Origin of the sequence: Vreelandella maris (assembly GCF_013371085.1) — a bacterium.
GTDB lineage: Bacteria > Pseudomonadota > Gammaproteobacteria > Pseudomonadales > Halomonadaceae > Vreelandella > Vreelandella maris.
In genome coordinates this window covers 55,302-77,341 of the sequence record NZ_JABWCV010000012.1, presented here as the reverse complement: position 1 = coordinate 77,341, position 22,040 = coordinate 55,302, and the positions used below count along the sequence as shown (strand labels likewise).

The following is a 22,040-nucleotide window of genomic DNA, read 5'->3' as shown; positions in this document are numbered from 1 at the left end:
CGACCATGGCCGCTATTTTCGAGCAAGGCTTGCCTAAAACCGCCGCTAATCACGTACCGCTATCACCGCTGACCTTTATCGAACGCTCGGCGTCGATTTATCCCGATTACCCTGCCATCGTACATGGCAGCACCCGGCGCACATGGGGGCAAACCTGGGCACGCTGTCGCCAGCTTGCTTCTGCGCTCGAAAAGCGGGGCATCCAGCCGGGCCAAACCGTGGCCGCCATGCTGCCTAATATCCCGGCAATGTTCGAGGCGCACTTTGGCGTGCCGCTTGCGGGCTGTGTGTTGAACACCCTGAATATTCGCCTGGATGCCGAGGCGATCAGTTATATGCTGGAGCACGGCGAGGCGAAAGCCATTTTGGTCGATCCCGAGTTTGCTGAGGTCATCCAACAAGCCGTTGCCAAGCTAACCCACAAGCCGCTGATCATTGATGTTGCCGATGTAGAGTTTCTCGGCGACACGCAAGGCATTGGCGAGATTGAGTACGAAGCGCTGCTTAACGAGGGCGACGCCAATTTTGCCTATCAACTGCCTGCGGATGAGTGGGACGCGATCTCGCTCAACTACACCTCTGGCACTACCGGCAAGCCTAAGGGCGTGGTTTACCACCACCGCGGTGCTTATCTCAACGCGGTGAGCAATATCATGGAGTGGGCAATGCCCCACCACCCGATCTATCTGTGGACACTGCCGATGTTCCACTGCAACGGCTGGTGTTTCCCCTGGACCATTGCCGCCAACGCCGGGGTCAACGTGTGCCTGCGCCGCGTCGACCCGAAAAAGATCATGCAGCTCATTGCCGAAGAGAAGGTTACTCACTTCAGCGGGGCGCCTATTATTCTTAATGGCCTGGTGAACCTGCCCGCGGAAGATAAGCGCCAGTTCGATCACCCAGTCAGAGTCACCACCGCCGGTGCCGCGCCGCCAGCCTCGGTGATTTCCGGGGTCGAGAAGCTGGGCATTGAAGTCACCCATGTGTATGGCCTCACGGAAGTGTACGGGCCGGTGACCGTGTGTGCCTGGCGTGAGGCGTGGGATGAATTACCCATCGAAGCACGGGCCAAAATCAAAGCGCGTCAGGGCGTGCGTTATCACATGCTGGAAGCCCTGTGCGTGGCCGACCCGCTGACCCTTGAACCAGTACCCAAAGATGGCCAAACCATGGGCGAGATACTGATGCGCGGCAATAACGTCATGAAAGGTTATCTGAAGAACCCGGAGGCCACCCAGCAGGCGTTGGAAGGCGGTTGGTACCACACTGGCGATCTGGCGGTTTGGCATCCGGATGGCTATATCGAAATCAAAGACCGCTCGAAAGACATCATTATTTCCGGTGGAGAGAACATCTCGACCATCGAAGTGGAAGACGCCATTTACGGCCATCCCGCCGTGGAAGAGGCCGCAGTGGTCGCCAAGCCTGACGAGAAGTGGGGCGAAACGCCCTGTGCGTTTGTGAAGCTCAAGGTGGGCTATGGCGAAGTCACCGAGGCCGATATTATCGCCCACTGCCGTGAACATTTGGCGGGCTACAAAGTCCCTAAAACGGTTATTTTCAGCGAGCTACCGAAAACATCAACGGGCAAGATACAAAAATTCGTCTTGCGTGAAGAAGCTAAAAATCATTAACCAGCCCTAATAGACATAAGCACTAGCGGTGATAACCGCCAGTAGTGATAACCGCTAGTAGTGACAACCAATAGAGGAAATCGTGCATGAGTGACCAACAAATTGGCGTGGTGGGCGCCGGTACCATGGGGCAGGGGATTGCCCAGGTAGTGGCTGCCAGTGGCTTTAACGTGCGCCTTTACGATGTGGCCGAAGAGCAGCTTGGCCGCGCCAAGGCGAATATCGATAAAGGCTTGGGTAAATTGGTCACTAAAGAGAAGATCAGCGAGGCGGATAAAAGTGCCGCTCTTGCCCGTCTATCGACCACTACCGCACTCAATGCTCTCAGCGACTGCGCGATCATTATCGAGGCGGCCCCCGAACAGCCCGAACTCAAAGAGAAGCTGTTTCGCGATCTTAGCCAAATGAGCAGCACGGCTATTTTAGCCTCCAACACCTCGTCGCTGTCGCTCACCCGCCTGGCGGCGGTATGCGAGCACCCTGAGCGCGTGGTGGGCATGCATTTCTTCAATCCGGTGCCGGTGCTCAAACTGGTGGAAGTGATTCGCGCCGAGCAAACCTCGGACGCTACCGTGACCGAGATTGAAACGCTTGCAAAGGCGCTGGGCAAAACCGCCGTGCTGGTAGGTGATGCGCCGGGCTTTGCTGTGAATCGACTGTTGGTGCCCATGATCAATGAGGCAGCTTTTATCGTGCAGGAGGGCACTGCAACGCCGGAAGCTGTTGATAGCGCCATGAAACTAGGCGCGGCTCACCCCATGGGGCCGCTAGCGCTGGCGGATTTGATTGGGCTGGATGTTTGCTTGGCAATCATGGAAGTGCTTCAAGAGGGCTTTGGCGACCCGAAATACCGTCCCTGCCCACTACTCAAACGCATGGTTGCCGCGGGCTATCTAGGCCGCAAAAGTGGTCGCGGTTTCTATCACTACGACTAACTTGCGCTGACGAAACCAGCCCGGCATAAAGAAGTCATTGCCACTCAACCAAGCGTTCGCTAGGGTTGAGTGGTATTCACTTTCATGTTCAATAATAAATCGAATAAGGAGTCCGCCATGAGCGAAGCAGTGATCGAGAAGGTTGATAACGACGGGATGGTGCGACTGACCATCAATCGTCCTAAAGCGCTGAATGCCCTGAACAGCGAAGTGCTTGCCGCGCTGGAAGCACATTTGGTTGAGCTTGAAGCCCAGCCCAATCTGCGCGCCGTATTCATTACCGGAGCGGGCGAGAAGTCCTTCGTGGCGGGTGCAGATATCACTGAAATGCGTGAAAAAACGCCCGAAGAAGCGCGGGCCTTCGCCAGCCAGGCGCTGCGTACCATTAAACGCCTAGAGACACTGCCCGTGCCGGTGGTCGCGCTGGTGAACGGGTTTTGCCTTGGCGGCGGCTGCGAACTGGCGCTGGCCTGCGACTGGGCCGTAGCCAGCGACAACGCCGTATTCGGCCAGCCGGAAGTGCTCCTGGGCGTTATCCCCGGCTTTGGCGGCACCCAGCGTCTGCCACGCCGTGTTGGCCCTGCCATGGCGATTGACCTGGTCACTACCGGGCGCAAAATCGATGCCCAAGAAGCGCTGCGTATCGGCTTAGTGAACCGTGTGATGCCGCAAGCGGAGCTGGAGAGCTACGTTGAAGAACTCACCAAGCAACTCAAAGGCAACGGCCCACAGTCAGTGCGCGGCGCCAAGCAGGCAGTTCACGACGGCATGGATCAAGACCTTGATAGCGCACTAGCGCTGGAAACCAGCCTGTTCGCCTTCTGCTTTGCCGGTGACGAGCAGAAAGAAGGCATGGCGGCATTTGTCGAGAAGCGCAAACCGAACTTCTAAGGTTTGATTAATTACAGGTTTACTTATTTAGGGGGTGGCGCTTGCGCCACCCCCGTTTTATTCTCGAAAGCTAACTGTTCCTTTCAAGAGAGCCGCCACTATGCAATGGGCCGCGTTTATTCTCGCCGCGCTTGGTTTCGCTTATTTACCTGGGCCTGCAATGCTATATACCGCAGCGCAAACGTTGGGGCGCGGCCGACGGGCAGGGTGGTTAGCGGTCATCGGTGTGCATATGGGGTGTTATGTGCATGTGGTTGCCGCCGCGCTAGGATTAGCGCTGCTGTTTGCGGCGATTCCCCCTGCCTACATCGCCATGAAAATAATCGGTGGGCTCTACCTGCTCTGGATGGGACTGCGGCTATGGCAGCAGGGCATTCGCACCCACGGCGAAGAGATGCCGCTGGCAACCACGAAACGTGTGCTTCGCGACAGCTTTCTGGTGGAGATGCTCAACCCTAAAACCGCGATTTTCTTTGTCGCGTTTCTGCCCCAGTTTGTGCAGCCCGAGAGCGCGATGCCGGTAGCATGGCAACTGCTCTGGCTAGGTATCGCCACCAATGTGCTGTTTTCATCTGCGGATGTCATGGTGGTGCTACTTGCGAGTCCTCTACGCCAATGGCTACAAAAATCCCACGGCTCCTCTCGGCTCATCCAGCGCATTGGTGGTGGCGTATTAATGGGCTTAGGAGGCAATACCCTCGCTCAGGCGGCACGTTAAGGATGACAGCCCATATCGCTCGGCTACTTCAAATTTCACATACAAGGAGCGCTGTATGTTTGATCTCTATATCGCTAACAAGAACTATTCCTCTTGGTCGCTGCGCCCCTGGGTGTTGATGAAAGTAATGGAGATTCCGTTCAACGAACATCTCATGCCTTTTGAAGGCGGCTTTGGCGCTAGCCATGACGTTTACACCCGCTTTTCGCCATCGGGCTTAGTGCCTTGTTTAGTGGATAGGGAAAGTGATCTGGCGGTGTGGGATTCGCTGGCGATTGTTGAATATTTAGCCGAGCAACACGCTAACGTCTGGCCGAGTGATAAAACCGCCCGCGCCTGGGCGCGCTCTGCCACGGCTGAAATGCACAGCGGCTTTGGCGCCCTGCGTGACGAGTGTTCAATGAACTGCGGTGTGCGGGTGGCATTGAATGGCTTATCGGCCAATCTCAAGGCCGATGTGAACCGCTTAGATGCGTTGTGGCAACAGGGAATTGAGCGCTTTGGCGGGCCGTTTTTAGCGGGTGAGCACTTCTCCGCGGTAGACGCGTTTTATGTCCCTGTGGCGTTTCGCGTACAGACGTTCAAGCTGCCGGTGAGTGAGAAATCCCAGGCCTATGTCGAACGCCTGTTAGCGCTGCCTGCCATGCAGGCCTGGTATCAAGCCGCGCTGGAAGAAACGTGGCGCGAGCCTATGCACGAAGCTGAAACGCTAAAGAATGGCACGCTGGAAGTTGATTACCGCACGTCTTAACCTTGTGACAACTCACCAGGGACACCCGGCATCGGGTACACTGGCGCAAATTTTCGTTTGGAAACGTCCATGGCTCTTAGTGCAACGCCTTACAAAGTTGATATTAATCTGACGGACCTGGATCGCGGGGTGTATGAAACATTGCGCTTTACCGTGGCCCGCCACCCATCAGAAACCGAGGAGCGCATGACTGCGCGCTTACTCGCCTATGTCCTGTGGTACAGCGAGACGCTGGCTTTCGGGCGCGGGCTTTCCGATGTAGACGAGCCAGCGCTGTGGGAGAAGAGTTTAGATGGCCGCTTGCTACACTGGATAGAAGTCGGCTTGCCGGATGCCGAGCGCATCACCTGGTGCTCACGGCGGGCGGAGCGCGTGTCGTTACTCGCCTACGGTCGGGTAGACCAGTGGGAGAGTAAGGTGCTGCCCAGTGTGGCGTCGCTGAAAAATGTGCACGTGGCGGGATTGCCACAAGAAGCCCTAACGACCATTGCGAAAGACCTGCCACGAGGGATCAATTGGGCCGTTATGATCAGTGAAGGATCGCTGTTTATTACCGATGAACAGGGTCAGCATGAAATTACACCACAGTGGTTGTTGCGCGATCGCTAGAAATCATCAGACTTTCGTCTATCCTTTGATGCTAGAAGCTTAAGCGATAGACCGATAAAGGGATGGCCAATGGGTCATCCTTTATTTTTTAAAAGTATGCTTGCTATCTTTTTGCACAATTACATACAATCAACAATGTTTGTTGTGACCTAAAGACTATCTCAAGGAACGAGTAATGAAAGGAAATAACCCTTCACGCTGGCAATTGCTCCCGCTGATAGCTGCCATTAGTCTGATGTCATCGCAGGCGCAAGCCGAGGATAGTGTACTCTCGATTAAGCACGCAAATGATGGCATGGCCAGTAGTGATGATGGCCATTTTACCAGCGGCTTTGAGCTTTACTGGACCTTTGAGCCCAGTGATGAAAACTGGATGCAGCGCTTAGCGACGGCGCTTCCCGATAGCTTGATTGGCAGCGCCGACATGGCCGCTTATCGGTTGGTGCATCAGATTTATACGCCGAATAACATTGAAGAAAGTCGGCTGATTGAAGACGATCGACCCTATGCAGGCCTTGTTTACGGTGGTATTTCGCTTTATGAAGATGTGCCGATGGGCAATTGGCGTCAAGCGACCGATCTGCATCTGGATATTGGTTTGGTAGGACCTTCCTCGCTTGCCGATAGTATTCAGCGAGAAGTACACCGCATCACCGAAAGTGATCATCCTAATGGTTGGAAGAATCAGCTTGGCGATGAAGCCATTGTGAACTTCGCTATGCGTCGTCAGTGGTGGCATAGCTCCCCGTTTATTGGCAAGCAATTTGCTCATGGTCCTAGCGTCGGGGCTGCCTTAGGTAACCTGTACACTTATGCCAGCGCTGGATATAGCGTGCGCTGGGGCGACGAAGCCTCGGGTATTCCCACATTGACGCCAAACCCCGGTAGTCGCCACCATATGACTGGAAATGATGGCTGGCAGTGGTATCTGTTTGCGAGCGTAGATGGCTATTACATGGCGCAAAATCTGACGCTGGATGGCAACAGTTTCAGAAATAGCCACTCGGTTGACCGCAAAGAGTGGGTGGGCGACATTTCCGCAGGGCTGGCGTTGGCCTGGGAAGATTGGCAGGTCACTTACGCTGCTGTGCAGCGCTCACGCGAATTTGATGGGCAAGAAGATCAGGATAAGTTTGGAGCTCTAACGCTGTCCAAGCGCTTCTAAACTGCTTAAAGGTTTGAGCGTCTTTCGGGAGGAGAGTATTCATGGCCAAGCAATACCCCCACACCCCCGATGGGCGCTATTTTATTGCCAAAAATCGACTCTGGCGCTGTACTGATCCGCGCTTAGGTGAAGACCAAAAACGCAACCATATCAAAGAGTTGATGAAATCCCGCCGGGCCGTTAGAACGGCCCAACAGCAAGAAGATGACGATGCGCTTCGCCAAGCCCGTGACGCGGTTCAAGCTGCTAAAGAAGCGCTTGGGGAGCGTGGCCCAGTGTGGTGGGATGATGATGCCCCCGATGAAGGCGGCCTTGCGCCCCATAACAGTTCCTACGCCAAGTGGTGGGAGAGCCAGCACTAAATATTTTCCTTGCGTATACAACTAGCTCAGGAGTGCTAGCCTGGGCAGAGGTGTGCAGCTATTTGCATATCGCTTGATGCCTAAGGAGAACACGCATATGGAACTGGTATTTTTTAATGGCTGGAGCAGTTTGTTTCGTATTTTGATTATCGGACTATTGGCGTATGCAACGCTAATCCTCTTCCTGCGCCTATCGGGCAACCGTACGCTTTCAAAAATGAATGCCTTCGACTTAATTGTTACGGTAGCGCTGGGTTCCACGCTGGCAACCGTGCTGCTATCTAAAGATGTGGCTTTGGCGGATGGAGCGGTTGCCTTAGCGCTACTAATTTCACTTCAATTTATAATCACCTGGACCAGTGTGCGGTTTCGCTGGGTACGCCGATTAGTGACTGGCGAGCCGCTGATGCTGCTTTACCAAGGTGAATTTCTTTTAACGTCATTGCGAAAAGCGCGGGTAACGCAAGACGAGGTACTTTCTGCCATTCGTAGCAGTGGCCTTAGTGATGTATCCGCAGTAGAAGCCGTCGTGCTAGAAACAGATGGCTCGTTAAGTATTGTCAAAAACCAGGCAGAGAGCGGCCAATCAAGTTTAGAGGGCGTTCGTGGCCCCTCATAAGTCTTAGTAAGCCCGCGGGGGAAGCGGTTAGTTGACACACCGTGATGAGATCCTTATATTTACACGAATAAAAATCACTATCATTAATATTCGTGTTAATAACAGCATTATAATTTGCTCCGGGATCATTATGTACACTCCACACTTTCGTTTGCGCAAGCTAGCCAGCGCCATCGCGCTCGCTTCTTTATGCGGGGCTTCGACTTATGCGCTCGCCCAAGAAGAATTAAGCTCATCGGCCGTTAAGCTGGACACGGTCGAAGTAACCGCAGAATCTGCTGGCCAATTTGGCTACATCGAAATGGAAGAAGTGCCAAAGGTTGGCAAAATGAACGTGCCAATAAGTGAGCAACCCTTTTCCATGTCAGTGATTGATGAGGAGTTCATTCAGGACAGCGGGGCGCAAAATATTCAAGAGGCACTGCTCTATACGCCCGGTGTCAATGCGGGCAACTATGGCTTTGATACCCGTATCGACAGCGCCACAGTGCGCGGCTTGAACGCTGGCCGCTACCTGGATGGTTTGCGCCAAATTTACGGTTCGTACAACAGTGTCCGCAGCAATGTGTATGCGTTGGAGAGAGTCGAGGTGCTACGCGGCCCCTCTTCAATGCTATACGGGCAAGCCGATTTAGGGGGTGTTATCAACGGCGTTTCCAAGCTGCCTGAGGAAGAGCGCAGCGGCGAGGTATGGGCGCAGGTTGGCTCACACAACCGCAAACAGCTGGCGGTAGATGTGACGGGCTCTGCGGATGAAGAAGGCAAATTTCTGTATCGTTTGGTGGCATTGCAGCGGGATAGCGATACCCAGGTAGATCATGTGGAGGATGATGGCTACCTGCTGGCGCCGTCGTTTACCTGGCGGCCAAGTGACGACACCAGTATGACGCTGTTAATTAACCGCCAGGAAAACACCGGCCAAGTGTCAGCGCAGTTCTTACCGCAGGCGGGTACGCTCGAACCCGGTTCCCAGGGCTTTATTGGCTCTGAGCGATTTGTGGGAGAGCCGGGCTGGGATCGTTACGATCGCGAAAAAACCGAAACCACGCTGTTTTTTGACCACCAGTTAACTAATAACTGGGCCTTTTCGGCCACTGCCCGCTATACCGACTCCAGTACCGAAACGCGCGAGCACTGGGTGGATATTCCCAGCGTGCCAGACGCCAACGGTGAAGTGTCACGTACTATTTTTACCGCTGACGCAGCGACTCAAATTCTGAACCTTGATGCACGAATGGAAGGTGAGTTTGAACTAGGGGCGACAAAGCATACGTTGGTAGTCGGGATGGATCGCCAGGATGCACGCTGGGAGCAGGATAACTACTTCTCAGGGGCGGGGCTGGGCGGCACTATCGATATCTACAATCCGCAGTACGGTAATTTACAGCTAGAGGCGCTGGATCCTCAGGATCGACCGGATAATGAGATCGAGCAGGTGGGTTTATACGTAGCGGATCACATTGAGCTGGGACCGGTGGTGGTGTCGGCCGGCCTACGTCACGATTGGGCTGAAAATCGTACGCTAGCGCTTTCTGGCCCGGATACCGTAAGCGACCAAGAAGCCACAACTGGGCGTTTAGGGTTGATGTATCGCTTCGATAATGGCGTCTCGCCGTATGTCAGCTACTCCGAAGCCTTCACCATGAATCTGGGAACCGACGGTACTGCTGAGGCCAACGCACTGGATCCCACTACGGGCGATCAGCAGGAAGCAGGGGTAAAATACCTCTCTCCCGATCAGTCTTTAGCGATCAGCGCCGCTTATTTTGATATCACTCAGCAGAATCGCGTTAGTGATGGTGTAACGCCAGGCGGTGTTGAGCAAACAGGCGCGGTGGTAGACGGTTGGGAGCTTCAAGTTAACAAGCGCTGGCAGAACTTTGAAACGCAGTTGGCTTACACCAATATGAATGCCACTGACGACAGTACCGGCGAGCGCCTGTCGGCGGTAGCGGAAGAGCAGGCCTCTTGGTGGAACCGGCTCTATGTAGGTAACCATTGGCGTGTTGGGGCCGGGGTACGTTACGTTGGCGATAATGTTGGCTTTGGTGGTTCGCCCGTGGTGCCCTCAAGCACCCTTTATGACGCTATGGTGGGCTATACGATTGATGAGTGGGATTTCTCAGTGGATGTTAAAAACCTCACCGACGATGAAACTATTTCCTGGTGCCGTTATGAGGGGGGAGACTGCGGTTACGGCGCACGCCGAAATGTAACGGCTAACGTGCGTTATCAGTTCTAAGTCTGGCAGCAAGAGTGGTTTAGCCGATAGACAGTCGTTAAAAAGGGCCTACGCTGAGTCAACACGCGTAGGCCCTTTTAGTTGCTATGTGTTTAGCGGTTAGTTACTGGTCGTCAAGTTTGTCTTGAGTGCGAAGCTCGAAATCGCTGGCGTCATGGCGCTCATGCAACTGCTCGTGAGGTTCGCCCCAGGTGCGGTTGACCATGCGGCCACGTTTAACGGCGGGGCGCTCATCGATCTCTTCGGTCCAGCGTAGAACGTTTTTGTAAGTGTGCGCCTCCAAAAACTCCGCCGCTTCGTAAACGCGGTTTTTTACCAGCGCGCCGTACCAGGGGTGAATCGCCATATCGGCAATGGTGTACTCATCGCCTGCCATAAAGCGGTTTTCCGCCAAGTGGCGATCCAGCACATCCAACTGGCGTTTCACTTCCATGGTGTAGCGGTCAATCGGGTACTGATACTTTTCAGGTGCGTAGGCATAGAAATGGCCAAAACCGCCACCCAGCATTGGAGCACTGCCCATTTGCCAGAATAGCCAGGAGAGGCACTCGGTGCGCTTCGCCGGATCGCTGGGTAGGAAAGCATCAAATTTTTCAGCCAGATAAAGCAGGATGGCACCAGACTCAAACACCCGCTGGGGCGGTTGGGTGGAGTGATCCATCAGCGCGGGGATTTTAGAGTTGGGATTCACCTCGACAAAACCACTGCTGAACTGGTCGCCTTCGCCAATTTGAATCAGATAAGCGTCATACTCGGCACCAGTCACACCTTTTTCTAACAGCTCTTCAAGCATGACGGTGACTTTGACACCGTTGGGGGTCGCTAAGGAGTAGAGTTGCAGCGGGTGTTTACCTACCGGCAGTGCTTTGTCATGGGTGGAGCCCGCAATGGGGCGATTGATATTGGCAAATTTACCGCCATTGCCAGGTTCCCATTTCCAAACGCTCGGTGGGGTATAGGTGTTATCGCTCATTATTTCCTCGCTATTAACCGGTTATCGGTAACTGCTGGGTACAGGAATGATCATCTTCTCTGTGCGACTATTCTAAGGTTATGGGGGTGATGAAAAGCCGCTACAAGGGTAGGCTGGTGGTTAGCCTGTTAATAAAACAGTTCAAGTTCTCTGGGGGTGGTGGATGCGTGTCATTGGTGTACTGGGCGGCATGAGCTGGGAGTCGAGCCAAAGCTATTACCGGGCCTTAAATGAAGGCGTTAAAGCGGCACTAGGCGGCTTTCATTCGGCCAGGATCGTAATGGTCAGTGTCGATTTTGCAGAGATAGAAGCCATGCAGCAGCGGGGCGATTGGGACGCGGCAGGCGAGCTGCTCGCCAGCGCTGCTCAAGGAGTCGAACGCGCAGGTGCTGACTGTTTACTGATTGCCACGAATACCATGCACAAAGTGGCGCCCGCGATTGAACAGGCGATTACCATTCCTCTGCTGCATATTGCCGATGCCACTGCTTTACAGCTACAAGCCGACGGGATTAATCGGGTGGGCCTATTAGGCACCCGCTTTACCATGGAGCAGGACTTTTATATTGGCCGGTTAGAAGAGCAGTTCGGCATCAAGGTCGTGGTGCCGGAGCAATCTGAGCGCGACACTATTCATCAGGTGATCTTTGATGAGCTCTGCCAAGGCCGTATAGAAGATGTCTCCCGCCAACGCTATCTAGCCATTATCGATTCACTTTATGCGCAAGGCGCTCAGGCGGTGATTCTAGGCTGTACTGAAATCGCCATGCTCGTCAGCCAGCAAGATACTGCGGTGCCGCTTTATGACACCACCGCTCTGCATGTGCAGAGAGCGGTGGCGTGGGCACTAACATGATGACTTAAACGAAGTAACGACGCTTAGACCAACGTCAGAGTGACGTTAATATTGCCACGGGTGGCGTTTGAGTAAGGGCACACGATGTGGGCTTTATCGACCAACTGCTGAGCGACGTCCTGCTCTAGGCCTGGGAGGTTAATTTTTAGCTCAACTTCAATGCCAAAGCCGGTTGGGATAGCGCCGATACCGACATGCCCATCAATTTTCGTCTCTTGGGGCAGCCTTACTTTTTCCTGGCTCGCCACGTGCTTTAGCGCACCTAAAAAACAGGCCGAGTAGCCAGCTGCGAAGAGCTGCTCGGGGTTGGTGCCGTCACCGCCAGCGCCGCCCAACTCTTTCGGTGTGCTGAGTTTTACGTCCAATGCGCCGTCGGATGATTTGGCATGGCCTTCACGGCCACCCGTAGCGGTAGCATGGGCGCGATATACAACTTTCTCGATAGTGGTGGTCGTCATTACGAATTTCCTGTCAGCGTTTATTAATTATCAACCTACGCTTTTAATTTAGCGCAGCTTTATTTTGCGCGCAATATAAATTGACGACTATTTTTGTGCCCTTCGCTACTCAGCAAAAGCTACTGGCTTTTTTGCAAGCTATCGCGCAATCGCACCAGATCTTCTTTTAATGTGGTCAACGCTTCGATTGACTGCTCACTCGCATGCACCACACAGCTAGGAATATGGCCTGCCTGCTCGCGAAGGGCTTTGCCTTTCTCGGTGAGATAAAGCTCAACTACCCGTTCATCCTGATGACTGCGTTTGCGATTTAACAACTGGTCGGCTTCGAGGCGCTTTAGCAGCGGGGTCAGCGAGCCGGGATCCGTCAGAAGGCGTTTGCTCATGGTGCCTACCGTGATGCCATCGTTTTGCCATAAGACCAGCATGGCTAAGTATTGCGGGTAAGTAAGGCCAAGCTCTTTAAGTAGTGGCTTATATACCTTGGTCATCATCAATGAAGTTGAGTAGAGCGCAAAGCAGAGCTGATGATCGAGTTCTAAGTCGCTACAAGATGGTTGCACAAGTATGGGTTCCGATCCGAAATATGTAGGGTAATGTAGCGCGCGAAGCGGTGAGTGGCTATCCCTAGACGTTGGTCGTAAGTTGGCAGTTTTGTTTTGACACGCACTTGGCAGCTAGCTAGCCTTCGCATCATTAATGTTACCGGTAACAATTTGGCGCTCATTCAATTAGCCAGTAACAACTCAATTCTTACCCATTCACCGTTAACAACAACGAATATTTGGAGATCACGCAATGACAACTATTTGGCGCAGCACGCTAACTCTGGTCGGTGCGACCACACTGACGTTTGGTATGGCGCATGCTCAGAGCCCAGAACTCTCTGATCCGCCTGAGATCGAGGGCGAGGTAGTCGGCGATCATGGTTCGCACACATTACGTATGGGCATCGGCCTTGCGGAAAGCTCGCCACAGTTCCTGTCTAGCCAATATTTTGGTGAGATTTTGGAGCAGCGTACCGACGGCCGCATTAAGGTTAACGTTTTCCCTAACAGCCAGTTAGGTGACGATGTTCAAATGCTGGAAATGCTGCAAACCGGTACGCTGGATATGACTTACCCGTCTAGCTCCGCCACTACTGGCTACGTTGAACAGCTTGCTGCTTTTGACCTGCCGTTCCTGCTGCCTAGCCGTGAAGCCGCGGTAGCCGTCATGCAGAGCGATGTGGCCCAGGGCATGCTGGACGCTTTTGATGGCACTGGCCTGAAAGCACTCGCGTTCTCTGAGAATGGCTATCGTCAGCTCTCTAACAGTGCTCGCCCGGTGGCAAGTCCTGACGACGTAGCAGGTCTTGATGTGCGAGGTTTAAGCGTTCGTACCATGGAAAACCCGGTGCATCTGGCGATTTGGGAAGCCTTAGGCGCTAACCCAACGCCGATGGCATTTGGTGAGCTTTTCTCTGCGATGGAGCAGGGCGTGGTAGATGGCCAGGAAAACCCTTGGAGCACCATCCTCACCTCGAACTTTAATGAAGTTCAGGATTATGGCACCGAAACACGCCACGTCTATACTCCCTTTATCATGATGCTTTCTGAGCGTACTTGGGAGCGCATGGCACCCGAATATCAGGAACTGGTACTGGAAGCAGCGCGTCAGTCAGCCGACTATGAAATCCAGCTGTCAGCTGAGTACGATGACTGGTCACGTGATCAGTTGGCAGAGCGTGGTATGGAAATTACCCGCCTGGACGACGAGCAGTTAGCCGCTTTCCAAGATGCCGTTCAGCCTGTATATGCAGAGTGGGCGCCGCGCATTGGTGAAGACCTGATCGCCGACATCCAAAAGATCGTTGAAGAGAGCAGCAACTAAACCTTACGTTTAGCGCGCCATCGGGCAGGCAACGTGCCTGCCCGATGTGTTAGTGCCCCTGGAGTTCCTATGTCACTCTCCTCTACACCCCCTAACTCTCCTACGCCGATTGAAGATCCTTCGGTGTATCTAGACGACCCCAACCGCAAGCTTCTGGAAATCGATACCGATGCCCGCCAAGGCCCGGCGCTGTTTCGCTGGCTTACCTTAGGTATGGAGTATCTTATCGGCGCTATTTTAGTGGCGTTGATTGTGTCCGTTTCTTGCAACGTGGTAGGGCGAGCGCTGTTTAATTACTCACTGCCGTGGGCGGATGAGCTGGCGCGTATGCTGTTTATATGGCTGGTGTTTATCGGGGCCGCCGCGGCGTTTTCCCGTTACGAGCACATTGCCGTTGATGCCTTGGTGCGGCGCTTGCCGCTGCGCTTGGCGCACATGCTCTATTTACTGCAGCACCTGATTATTACCGGCTTAATGGTGGTAATGATTTGGGGTGGCTACCAAGTGCTGTCGCGTTCAAGCGGGCGCTCAGCGATTATGGATGTGCCATTGAGTTTTATCAGCCTTTCGCTGGTGCTGTGTGTCATCTTTATTGCGGTGGTAGCGGTGTGGCGGATGTGGGTCAGCCTTAACGTTATTCGCCACTCTGAGCGGGAGCGCTAATCATGCTATGGATTTTCCTGGCCATTTTATTGGTCTCTATCGTTATTGGGCTGCCCATTGCCTTTGGTTTAGGCGTGGCGGCGCTGGTCATGGCGGTACTCTCAGATATTCCGCTGTCGATTATGATCGAACAGTCGATTCGTGGGGTGAACAGCTTTCCGTTGCTCGCCATCCCGTTCTTTATTTTAGTCGGTGAGGTGATGAGCAATGGCGGTATCGCTCGTCGCTTGATGGAGCTGGCTGGCGCTATGGTCGGCTTTATGCGCGGTGGGCTAGGGCAGGTTGCCATTACCGGTTCGATGTTCTTTGGTGGCATCAGTGGCTCAGCGGTGGCCGATACGGCCGCTACCGGCGCGATGATGATTCCCTCCATGAAAGAGCAGGGCTACACCGCGGCTAATGCTACCGCGATCAACACCGTGTCCTCGGTGATCGGGATCATTATTCCTCCTTCCATCCCGCTGATTCTGTACGGCATCGTCACTGAAACCTCAATTAGCCGCCTGTTTATCGCCGGTATCATTCCGGGCCTGTTGATTGGCTTTGCGCTGATGGTGACCACCTATATTCTTGCCAAAAAAGATGGCGGCGGTGTGCAGAAATTCCGCTGGGATCGTCTCTGGAAAGCTTTCAAAGATGCTTGGCTTGCGCTGGTACTCCCGGTCATCGTGATTGGCGGTATTATTGGCGGTGTCTTTACCGCGACCGAAGCGGCCGTAGCGGCACTGCTTTATGCGCTGGCTATTTCGCTAGTGGTTTACCGTGAGTTTAAGATCAAAGAGCTCGGCGGTATGCTGATTCGTACTGCTCGTTTGACCGGCATGGTGATGATGCTGCTGGCATTTGCCACGGTGATTGCCTGGTTCCTGACCATCAATATGGTGCCGCAAACCCTGGTCAGCCAAGTGCAGGCGATTACCCAAGACCCGTTCCTACTCCTCCTGATCGTGGCAACGTTGCTGCTGTTGGTGGGCTTTGTAATGGACTTAACCCCGGCCATGGTCATCATGGCGCCTATGCTTGCGCCCATTGTGACCTCGGTAGGTGTTGATGCTGCTTACTTTGGCGTACTAATGGCCTTTGTATTGGGCATCGGGCTGCTAACCCCGCCGGTTGGCACCTGCCTTTACGTCGGTTGTGGTGTGGGTAAAGTCTCCATGGAGTCTTTGGTCAAAGCGATGCTGCCTTACTACGCAGCGCTCCTCGTCGTGCTGGTGATCCTGATCGCCTTCCCGGGTATCGTTACCTGGCTGCCTGATCTTACCGCTGTGCGCGGCAACTGAGGTTCTTGGTAATGAATAGGAGAGCTTCTGTGAAGACCCTCTCGCATCGTATTTTAGTGATGGGTGTGTCTGGCTCTGGAAAGTCGCACATTGGCCGCCAGTTGGCCCAAACCGTAGGGGCGACGTTCATTGATGGCGACGATTACCATTCGCCCGCCAATGTAGCCAAAATGGCCAGCGGCACACCGCTCAATGACGATGATCGGAGTGAGTGGCTCGATACGTTGGCGGCGCTATTCGCCGACTATCGGGCCAGAGATGCGTCGCTGGTGATTGCCTGCTCTGGGTTGAAAAGGCGCTACCGTGACCGACTGCGCCAAGGTGACTCAGCGCTGCAGATTCTCTACTTAGAGGGCACGCAAGAGCTGCTGCTTGAGCGGCTAGAAACACGGGCAGGGCACTTCTTCAAAGGCGATACCATGTTGGCCAGTCAATTGGCTGATTTAGAGCCGCCTGATGAAGAGGAGGCGTTTAACGCCTCCATTGCCCTGTCGCCCATGCAAATCGTCGATCAATTTGCTGCCACGCTGCCACTGCCCAGCCGCACACTAAGCTAACGCACAACTAGGCTAACGCTCACTAGGCAAAAGAGTTAATAGGTATTGAGGCCGCCGATTGAAGGGGCGACCTCAATGCTCCCTCACTGCATAAGGCAGTTACCCCCTTGAAGAAAAAACGCCCCACCCTACAGGACATTGCCGACCACGTAGGGGCTACCAAAATGACGGTCAGCCGCTGCCTGCGTGAACCTGAAACGGTTTCGGAAGGGCTTCGTGAGCGCATTTTCTCGATTGCCGAACAGATCGGCTATATTCCCAACCGTGCGCCCGATTTACTTTCCAGGGCTACCAGTCATTCGATTGGCGTGCTGGTGCCGTCGCTGACCAACCAAGTGTTCGCCGATATCATTGTCGGCATTGAGGCGTTAACGGAACCCGCAGGCTATCACTTAATGCTCTCTCACTATGGCTATAGCCCTGAGCTTGAAGAGCGCAGCCTGGCGTCATTGCTCTCCTATAACGTCGATGGCGTTATCCTTTCTGACCGTGATCACACGCCGCGTAGCCTGCGTATGCTGGAAACCGCCGGTATCCCAATTGTCGAAATCATGGATACCCATCGCCCTCCGCTACAACAGACCGTGGGCTACGACAACGTACAAGCCGCCTATGACATGGTGAGTGAGATGATCCGCCGCGGTCGTCGCCAAGTGATTTATCTGGCGGTGCGGTTGGATGAACGTACCCGGCAGCGTGAGTTGGGCTACCGTCGTGCCATGGAAGAGCACGGATTACCGCCGGTGACGCTGCAAAGCACCCAGCGCTCTTCTTACAGCGTGGGAGCTGCCCTACTCAAGCAGGTGTTAGTTGACTACCCAGCGGCGGATGGCCTGTTTTGTACCAATGACGACGTTGCCGTAGGCGCTTATTTTGAATGCCAGCGACGCGGTATTGAGGTGCCTGGGCGGATGGCCTTGGCGGGCTTTCATGGCCACGATGTGGGCCATGTGATGACACCACGCTTGGCCAGCGTGGTGACACCGCGTCAGGCCATCGGCGAAGCAGCAGCGGGGCAGCTGTTAGCGCGTATTCGCGGTGAGCCACTGACCCAGAAAGTGGTGGATTTAGGCTACCGTATCGAAACAGGCATGACGCTATAGGTATAGGTCACGCTTTCGAGTAGCGATCACCATTGTGAGTGGCTAAAGTAGCCTTTTTACTTGTCGCGAGGCTGCCGTGCAGATTACTCTACTCAACATCTACCCCGTAAAGTCGCTAAAAGGCATCAGCGTTAATCACAGCGAGCTACAAGAGCACGGGCTCGCCTGGGATCGCCGCTGGATGCTGGTGGACGCCCAGCAGCGCTTTGTGACCCAGCGACAACTCCCTGCGCTCGCCACCATTGAGGTCGCTCTCACCGACGAGTACTTGGTGCTATCTCACCCTGGCGTTGACCCGCTGAACATACCGCTGGCAGAACCCGCCGGTAATTTGCGTCTGGTCAGCGTGTGGAATGATCACTGCAAAGCCCTGCCGGAGAGCGAAGATGTTTCTCGCTGGTTAGTCGCTGCCTTGGGCGAACAGGAGCAAGGGCTGAGCTTGGTACGTTTTGCAACTGAATTTCCCCGCGCGGTCGAAGAGGATTTCCTTGACGGTGGAGCGGCGCATACCTATTTCTCTGATGGCTACCCGTTTCTGATCACGTCCACGGGCTCGTTGGATGCTCTTAATCAGGCGTTGGTGGCAAAAGGGGGCGCGCCAGTGCCCATGAACCGTTTCCGGCCCAATATTGTGGTAGAGAGCGATGAGGCGTGGGCTGAAGACCGTTGGGCGACGCTTTCTGAACAAAAGGGAGCTTTCCAACTAGCGCTGCGTAAGCCCTGCAAACGCTGCAAGATCACTACTATCGATCAGCATACGGCGGCAGTACCAGCCCCTGCTGAGCCGCTAAAAACCTTGATTGAGCTTAATACTCAGCCCGCTTTGAAAGGCGCCCACTTTGGCCAGAACGCCACGCTGCTAGAAGGCGCAGGTAGTATTATTCGTGTGGGGGATAGACTGGCGGCGACGTTTCGCGACGCTTGACGCGTAGTAGTTTAGTGGCGATCGCCGTGCCAATGAGGGTAATGACCATGCCCGCGATAATCTGAACGTTCAGCGTCTCTCCAAGCAGTAGATAACCCCATATCAGCGCGCTCACCGGCACCAGAAACGTCACCGTTGAAGTGGCGGTGGCGCCCGCGCTGGCGAGTAAGCCAAAGTAGAGCAGGAAGGCCAGAGTGGTGCTTAGCGCTGCCAGTGCCAGCGCGTTTCCCCAGGCCAGGCTGCTAATGGGCTCGTTTGGCCATAATAGAATGCCGGGGATCAGCAGCACCAACGCTGACATGGCGCTACTGCCTGCGGCGAGTACACGTGTGGGTAGGTGACCAAGGCGCGTTTTAGAATAATTGCCTGCAATGCCGTAGCAAAACGTGGCGCCTAAAACAGCCAAAATAAACCAGCCGTCGCCGCCCAGGGCGAAATCGAGTCGATCCGCAGAGAGCACATAGACCCCCAGCAGTGCCAGGGCGAGGCCTAAGTACTGCTGGCGCTGTATGGCGGTAGCGAAAAACAGCGCGCCGATCAGCGCAGTAAAAATCGGCGTGGTAGCATTAATTAATGAGGTAAAGCCCGCCTCTAGTCGCGTGGTGGCAAGTGCCAGTAACGAAAAAGGCAGCACGTGATTCACAATACCTAAAAAAAGCAGCGGGCCCTTATGCTGCCAAATCAACCGCAGGTAATGCAGGCTGATCAACAGCGGCATGAGCAGCAGTGCGCCAATTCCCATACGTACCAATACTAACGGTACCGCGCCAAATTCGGGGGCGGCTACGCGCATAAAGATAAACGAAAGGCCCCACAGAGAAGAGAGCAGTATCAAGCGCAGCGCATCAGCCGACGACATGGCGAGTCCTTAACATCAAATAAGTAACGCAGTTAGGTAGCTAACTAGCTTACGGCTGAACGAGAGTTGATGGAAGCGATGGAAGTAAGGGGGCGGCAGAGAAACAAAAAATCAGCTACGCTGGTGAGGTGGTCAAGCGGCAATCCTCGCCGAACCCACACTGACACTTACACTGACAATATGTTTACGCATATTGGCACACACAAGGAGTTGTTATGGATCGTACAGCTAGCGCACGTTGGGAAGGTGGTCTTAAGGATGGCAAAGGCACCATTTCAACCGAGAGTGGCGTTTTAGATGCCAGTTACTCCTTCAGCAAGCGCTTTGAAGATGAAAAAGGCACTAATCCTGAGGAACTGATTGGCGCAGCACACGCCAGCTGCTTCTCCATGGCGCTCTCCATGATTTTAGGTGAGAAAGGCTATACCGCTGATTCTATTGAAACCAGCGCTAAAGTAACCCTTTCCCAGAGCGATGCAGGATTTGATATTTCTAAAATCCATCTGGATGTAGTCGCCGCCATCAGTGGCGCCGACGATGCAGCTTTCCAGGAAGCGGCGGAAACGGCGAAAGCTAATTGCCCCGTTTCAAAAGTGCTTAAAGCTGACATTAGCATGACGGCTAAGTTAAAAGGCTGATTTAACCAGTGCTCTGGTTCACACATAGCGATTATGTGTGAACCTTTATGGCTTTTAAATAAAAGCTAGCCATAAAGTAATTCTTTAAGTACTAAATTAAAAGCAATAAAAAAGCCTTGGCAATTGCCAAGGCTTTTTGTATGACTGGCTTGTATGACTGAAGTAAGCTTATTCGTCTTCCAAGTCGCCGTTACGGTTATACTCTTCTGCAGATTCTAGTGCGTCTTGTGAAGCATTAACGGTAATGATGTAATCTTCACCATCTTCGTCTTTGGTTAATTCAAGTGAATCCCATTCGATAGCGACATTTTTCTCGCCCATACCGAGGAAGCCACCGACGCCTACAACTACAGCGTTAATTTGACCATCTTCACCGATGACAAGGTCAGTGATAGTGCCGATGTCTTCGTCATCTTCGACACTACTCTTGACTTGATTGCCGGTTAAGGCATCAGCATGAAAAGTACCTTCTGGTGTTTCGGTCAGGTAGGTTGCTTCCATGGTAGTGGTATTCTCTTCGGCATTAACGGTGCCTGCAGCAAACATAACGGCTGGAACCATGAGAGTACCTAGAAAGGCGGGTTTGATCATTTTCATTTTACTTGCTCCTTGCGATTTCATTGGGCTTAACGACTCCGCGAAATAGCCCGCATAAATCAATAGCAGAGGGTGTTAGCTGTGCTTTAAAGTAGCTTTACAACGCCAGTGCTATTACTCCTGTGTATGTTAATTACGCTTGAGTAATTAACGCCGCCATGCGCGTCACTGCGCTAAGACAATTAATAGATTAGTCGTTGTGATCAAAAATACAACCAATTAACTAAAACTTTTAGTTGGCTACGTTTATGGCAGTGCAGCACGTGAGGCTGTCCCCGCGTCATTGTGCGACAGTCTGTCGAATTGACCTGCTTCGCCCCAGTCGTCATATTCCTACCCTAAAAGGAGAAACCTGACGATGATTTCCCAGTACCACCCTTTACGACGTATAAAGCAGGTCTGTGTCAGTAGTGTCGCGCTGGGAGCATGGCTATTAGCGTCCACTGCCGCCGCTGACAGCAGTGAACTGCCCAAAGGTCATTTCCCGCTTCCGGAGCAAGGCAATATGGTGGGCGAGGTATATACCGTCACCGCCAGCGAAGAAGGTACGCTGATGGATATTGCCCGAGCGCATAATGTTGGCTACGAAGAAATTCGTATGGCCAATCCGGATACCAGCCTCTGGGTGCCGGGCGAGGGTACCGAGGTGACGATTCCCGGTCAGTTTATTCTGCCCGATGAAGCGCGTACCGGCATTGTCATTAACGTGGCCGAGCTGCGTCTCTATTATTACCCCGAGGTAGAAGAGGGTGAAACGCCGCGGGTAGAAACCTATCCCATTGGTATTGGACGCGATGCCTACAACACGCCGCTGGGGATTACCGAAACCACTATGCGGCTTGAAAATCCAGCCTGGTATCCGCCTGAGTCGATTCGCCGTGAAGCCGCCGAACGTGGCGACCCCGCGCCATCAGTTGTACCGCCTGGTGCTGATAACCCGCTCGGGCAGTACGCTATTTTACTGGATATCCCCGGTTACCTGATCCATGGCACCAACCAGCCGGACGGTATTGGCATGCGGGCCAGCCGTGGCTGTATTCGTATGCACCCGGAAGATATCGAAGCGGTATTCTGGCGTGTGCCGGTGGGCACCCAAGTCAATATTATCGATTCACCGATCAAGGTAGGCTGGGATGCCGCTGAGCGAGGTTATGTCCAGGCGTTTACCGCCACGGATGAAACCGCTTATGGCATGGACACGCTGTTGGACGTCGTCGGCCTTATAGAGCACCACGAGGGTGGCCCCAGCAGCGCGGATTACGAACAGGTACGTGAAGTGCTGGAGCGGGCTAACGGTCAAATTGTACCGTTAACCTGATAAGGCTTGGGC

At 53.8% G+C, this 22,040-nt stretch carries 24 protein-coding genes; 19 read left to right on the top strand and 5 right to left on the bottom strand.

The genetic code is table 11. From position 1 onward, the window contains the following. The first annotated feature begins 5 nt into the window (after positions 1–5). From HUO07_RS12190 to HUO07_RS12145, 10 genes are all read left to right on the top strand, one after another. The gene (locus tag HUO07_RS12190) at positions 6–1,634 is read left to right on the top strand and encodes an acyl-CoA synthetase (RefSeq protein WP_176303788.1); all 1,629 of its coding nucleotides are present in this window, start codon (positions 6–8) and stop codon (positions 1,632–1,634) included. Between the two features lie 86 nt (positions 1,635–1,720). Continuing rightward, positions 1,721–2,569 carry a 3-hydroxybutyryl-CoA dehydrogenase gene (locus HUO07_RS12185; RefSeq protein ID WP_176303787.1) on the top strand — a complete coding sequence of 283 codons (849 nt, stop codon included), beginning with the start codon at positions 1,721–1,723 and terminating at the stop codon, positions 2,567–2,569. Positions 2,570–2,686: 117 nt separating this feature from the next. Further along, a complete protein-coding gene (locus HUO07_RS12180; RefSeq protein WP_176303786.1) occupies positions 2,687–3,460 on the top strand; it encodes an enoyl-CoA hydratase-related protein in 774 nt (257 codons plus the stop codon). 100 nt (positions 3,461–3,560) lie between these two features. Then, on the top strand, positions 3,561–4,178 hold the full coding sequence (locus HUO07_RS12175) for a LysE family translocator (protein WP_176303785.1): 618 nt from the start codon (positions 3,561–3,563) through the stop codon (positions 4,176–4,178). Positions 4,179–4,233: 55 nt separating this feature from the next. After that, positions 4,234–4,929, top strand: coding sequence for a glutathione S-transferase family protein (locus HUO07_RS12170; protein ID WP_176303784.1), 696 nt, complete (start codon positions 4,234–4,236; stop codon positions 4,927–4,929). A gap of 69 nt (positions 4,930–4,998) precedes the next feature. Continuing rightward, positions 4,999–5,538 (top strand): YaeQ family protein, encoded by a 540-nt coding sequence (locus tag HUO07_RS12165; RefSeq protein ID WP_176303783.1) that lies wholly within the window; start codon positions 4,999–5,001, stop codon positions 5,536–5,538. A gap of 175 nt (positions 5,539–5,713) precedes the next feature. Continuing rightward, on the top strand, positions 5,714–6,703 hold the full coding sequence (locus tag HUO07_RS12160) for a lipid A deacylase LpxR family protein (RefSeq protein ID WP_176303782.1): 990 nt from the start codon (positions 5,714–5,716) through the stop codon (positions 6,701–6,703). Between the two features lie 41 nt (positions 6,704–6,744). Then, a complete protein-coding gene (locus tag HUO07_RS12155) occupies positions 6,745–7,065 on the top strand; it encodes a hypothetical protein (RefSeq protein ID WP_176303781.1) in 321 nt (106 codons plus the stop codon). Between the two features lie 97 nt (positions 7,066–7,162). Further along, positions 7,163–7,684, top strand: a complete 522-nt coding sequence (locus tag HUO07_RS12150; RefSeq protein ID WP_008958220.1) for a DUF421 domain-containing protein — start codon at positions 7,163–7,165, stop codon at positions 7,682–7,684. 130 nt (positions 7,685–7,814) lie between these two features. After that, on the top strand, positions 7,815–9,926 hold the full coding sequence (locus HUO07_RS12145; RefSeq protein ID WP_176303780.1) for a TonB-dependent siderophore receptor: 2,112 nt from the start codon (positions 7,815–7,817) through the stop codon (positions 9,924–9,926). 103 nt (positions 9,927–10,029) lie between these two features. On the opposite strand, the gene yghU is transcribed toward HUO07_RS12145, so the two are convergent. Next, complete coding sequence (gene yghU / locus HUO07_RS12140) at positions 10,030–10,899, bottom strand: glutathione-dependent disulfide-bond oxidoreductase (RefSeq protein ID WP_176303779.1); 870 nt, start codon at positions 10,897–10,899, stop codon at positions 10,030–10,032. A gap of 163 nt (positions 10,900–11,062) precedes the next feature. Here yghU and HUO07_RS12135 point away from each other — a divergent pair, with 163 nt between their 5' ends. Further along, the gene (locus tag HUO07_RS12135) at positions 11,063–11,755 is read left to right on the top strand and encodes an aspartate/glutamate racemase family protein (RefSeq protein WP_176303778.1); all 693 of its coding nucleotides are present in this window, start codon (positions 11,063–11,065) and stop codon (positions 11,753–11,755) included. Positions 11,756–11,778: 23 nt separating this feature from the next. On the opposite strand, the gene HUO07_RS12130 is transcribed toward HUO07_RS12135, so the two are convergent. Together HUO07_RS12130 and HUO07_RS12125 are read right to left on the bottom strand one after the other, a co-directional pair. Then, on the bottom strand, positions 11,779–12,213 hold the full coding sequence (locus HUO07_RS12130) for an organic hydroperoxide resistance protein (protein ID WP_176303777.1): 435 nt from the start codon (positions 12,211–12,213) through the stop codon (positions 11,779–11,781). Between the two features lie 119 nt (positions 12,214–12,332). Continuing rightward, complete coding sequence (locus HUO07_RS12125) at positions 12,333–12,776, bottom strand: transcriptional regulator, SarA/Rot family (RefSeq protein ID WP_176303776.1); 444 nt, start codon at positions 12,774–12,776, stop codon at positions 12,333–12,335. A 235-nt stretch (positions 12,777–13,011) separates the two neighbouring features. Here HUO07_RS12125 and HUO07_RS12120 point away from each other — a divergent pair, with 235 nt between their 5' ends. The 6 genes from HUO07_RS12120 (at position 13,012) to HUO07_RS12095 (ending at position 18,616) form a co-directional block, all read left to right on the top strand. Then, on the top strand, positions 13,012–14,085 hold the full coding sequence (locus HUO07_RS12120) for a TRAP transporter substrate-binding protein (RefSeq protein WP_176303775.1): 1,074 nt from the start codon (positions 13,012–13,014) through the stop codon (positions 14,083–14,085). A 69-nt stretch (positions 14,086–14,154) separates the two neighbouring features. Then, positions 14,155–14,748 (top strand): TRAP transporter small permease, encoded by a 594-nt coding sequence (locus HUO07_RS12115; RefSeq protein ID WP_176303774.1) that lies wholly within the window; start codon positions 14,155–14,157, stop codon positions 14,746–14,748. Between the two features lie 2 nt (positions 14,749–14,750). Next, positions 14,751–16,031: a TRAP transporter large permease gene (locus HUO07_RS12110; protein ID WP_008958212.1), complete on the top strand. Its 1,281-nt coding sequence runs from the start codon at positions 14,751–14,753 to the stop codon at positions 16,029–16,031. A gap of 29 nt (positions 16,032–16,060) precedes the next feature. Continuing rightward, on the top strand, positions 16,061–16,588 hold the full coding sequence (locus tag HUO07_RS12105) for a gluconokinase, GntK/IdnK-type (protein ID WP_176303773.1): 528 nt from the start codon (positions 16,061–16,063) through the stop codon (positions 16,586–16,588). Positions 16,589–16,695: 107 nt separating this feature from the next. Beyond that, a complete protein-coding gene (gene gntR / locus HUO07_RS12100; protein WP_035559532.1) occupies positions 16,696–17,691 on the top strand; it encodes a gluconate operon transcriptional repressor GntR in 996 nt (331 codons plus the stop codon). A gap of 76 nt (positions 17,692–17,767) precedes the next feature. Further along, positions 17,768–18,616, top strand: coding sequence for an MOSC N-terminal beta barrel domain-containing protein (locus HUO07_RS12095; protein WP_176303772.1), 849 nt, complete (start codon positions 17,768–17,770; stop codon positions 18,614–18,616). Here the strand turns inward: HUO07_RS12095 and HUO07_RS12090 are convergent. Further along, a complete protein-coding gene (locus HUO07_RS12090; protein ID WP_176303771.1) occupies positions 18,570–19,475 on the bottom strand; it encodes a DMT family transporter in 906 nt (301 codons plus the stop codon). The two genes, HUO07_RS12095 and HUO07_RS12090, sit on opposite strands and share 47 nt — an antisense overlap. Before the next feature lie 215 nt (positions 19,476–19,690). Here HUO07_RS12090 and HUO07_RS12085 point away from each other — a divergent pair, with 215 nt between their 5' ends. Next, positions 19,691–20,113, top strand: coding sequence for an OsmC family protein (locus HUO07_RS12085; protein ID WP_008958207.1), 423 nt, complete (start codon positions 19,691–19,693; stop codon positions 20,111–20,113). A gap of 168 nt (positions 20,114–20,281) precedes the next feature. On the opposite strand, the gene HUO07_RS12080 is transcribed toward HUO07_RS12085, so the two are convergent. Next, complete coding sequence (locus HUO07_RS12080; RefSeq protein ID WP_008958206.1) at positions 20,282–20,710, bottom strand: PRC-barrel domain-containing protein; 429 nt, start codon at positions 20,708–20,710, stop codon at positions 20,282–20,284. Positions 20,711–21,068: 358 nt separating this feature from the next. Here HUO07_RS12080 and HUO07_RS12075 point away from each other — a divergent pair, with 358 nt between their 5' ends. Further along, positions 21,069–22,028 carry a L,D-transpeptidase family protein gene (locus tag HUO07_RS12075; protein WP_176303770.1) on the top strand — a complete coding sequence of 320 codons (960 nt, stop codon included), beginning with the start codon at positions 21,069–21,071 and terminating at the stop codon, positions 22,026–22,028. The last annotated feature ends 12 nt before the right edge of the window (positions 22,029–22,040 follow it).